The sequence below is a fragment of the Hymenobacter agri genome (assembly GCF_054778495.1).
The window spans coordinates 1-1938 of sequence record NZ_BAAGZM010000719.1 but is presented as its reverse complement, the minus strand read 5'-3'; the positions used below and the strand labels follow the sequence as shown (position 1 = coordinate 1938).

The following is a 1938-nucleotide window of genomic DNA, read 5'->3' as shown; positions in this document are numbered from 1 at the left end:
GAGAACGGGTCGAGCAGGCGCAGGCGGCTGGTGCTGTCCTGAGCCGGGTCGGCCTGCAGCACGAGGTCGCGCGGGCCGGTGAAATCGGTGAGCTCAAATTCAACGAGGCCCTCCGCATTGCTGAGGGCGTTGCCGAGGCGCGTCAGGCGGCTGGGCGACGCCAGGAAGGTATTGACGTTGGCGCGGGGCTGGCCGTTGGCTTGCAGCAGCTGCGCCCGCGCTACCAGGCCGTGCGGCTCGGGCCGAAACGCCAGCGGCTTGGCCGCCAGCACTTCTTCCCAGCGAAACCGGCTCCAGCCCTGCGTCAGCAGCAGGTGGTCGGTGGCTTCGAGGGCCGCCGCATTCGTAGCCGTGAAGTAATAGTCGGGGTCTTCCACCGGGCCCGTCAACTCCGAGGTCAGCCACAGCACGCGGTCGATACCCGGTAGCGGAGTCGTGTTCAGCGAGTCGAGCCGGTACACGGCCATCGACAGGTTGGCGGGCAGCGGCGTTTGCTGGTCGGCGGCGCTCACCTGCAGCTGCACCTTGGCGCGGGGGCCATACTGCGGCTTGTCGGGGCGGGCCGCCACCGCCAGGGCCCGGGTTGGCGGTCGGAAGTATAGCCGCTCGCACACCGGCTGCTGCGCCCCGGTGAAGAGCGTGAAGTGCGACACGCCGTCGAGCAGCGAGCCCGCATCTACCGTAAGCGCGCCCTGGCCATTCACTAGGTTGAGGCGGGTGGCCAGCGCCACCTGCTGGCGCGAGTGGCCCAGCAGGTACACGGTTTCGGTACGGGCCGGGCTGGCCGCCACCGTCAGGCGCAGGTGGGCCGGGTCGGTAGGGTCGAGGTGCAGCACGTAGCCCAGCTCGAAGGCCTGGGGCAGGGGCCGCGTCAGGGGCTGGCCGTTGGGCAGCGTTACCACGGCCGTGTACACGTCGGAACCCGCCGCCGGTGTAAAGTCGAAGGCACCCATGCCGCGGTGCAGAGTCTGGAAGGTGGCCACCACGGTGCCGCGCTGGTTCAGCACCTTGCCCGTGGCCGCCATGCCGCGCCCGGTGCGGTCGGTTACTTTAAAGGCTACCCGGCTGCGCAGGCCCCGCACGAGGTTGCCGCCCTCGGGGAAGAACTGCACATCGGTGGTAGCCGAGTCTTTCGCCGCCGTGCCCGAGGCCGTGAAGGTATTCACCACCGTGACGGTGGTGTGGAAATACGTAGCCGGGTCAAAGTTGCGCATCCAGCTGGTGTAGGCCCGCACCGTGTACCGGCCCGCCGGCAACGAGGCCGGCAGCACAAATGAGCCCTGGCCGGTGGCGTCGTGCAGGGCCACCTTGCCCTGCAGCACGGGCTGATGCTTGGTATCGAGCACCTCCACGTAGGCCACGCTGCTCAGCGGCAGGGGGCGGGCGGTGGTGCCGTCGGCGGCATACACGCTGAACCACATTGTCTCGCCACTCAGGTACAGCGGGCGGTCAAGGTGCAGAAACAGCTTTTCGTGCGGGTCGCGCTGCTCGTGGCGGCGCAGCTGGCGCCCCAGGCGGTCGAGCGAGTCGGGGGCCTGGGCCGCTGCTGTGCTAAGCAGGCCCAGCCACAAGGCGAGCAGTAGGCCGGGGCGGCAAATCGGCAATGAAAGGGAGAATGCGCGCATAAGATTTACCAAAAACTAGGCTTAACATCGGTGCCCCGGGCCCGACAATCGATGCAGGCGCGCGATTTCAGGGTGTAGCCCCGCAGCCCAAACTGGCCAAACAGGGGCTCAATGGGCAGAAACTGGCCGCTGCCGAAGGTTGCCGGGATAGCCTCCGCCGGCTTCACATTCATTGGGGGTGGCGGGCGGTCGAAGAACAGCGAGTCGGGCGGCATACAGTCTTCGTAGCCGTTGAGCACGCGCCAGCTGGTGGGCACGTCTTGGCGGTTGATGAAGAGGCGGCGGGACTCGACGGAGTGGGCGCTGACGAAGC

1 protein-coding gene and 1 pseudogene are annotated in these 1938 nt (G+C 68.0%); both read right to left on the bottom strand.

What is annotated here, in order from left to right; all coding sequences use genetic code 11:
• The coding region (locus ACYVDE_RS21375) for an MG2 domain-containing protein (protein ID WP_460503561.1) at positions 1-1625 on the bottom strand (1625 nt) is incomplete at its 3' end.
• Between the two features lie 5 nt (positions 1626-1630).
• A pseudogene (locus tag ACYVDE_RS21370) lies at positions 1631-1938 on the bottom strand (DUF4249 domain-containing protein); the annotation flags it as partial.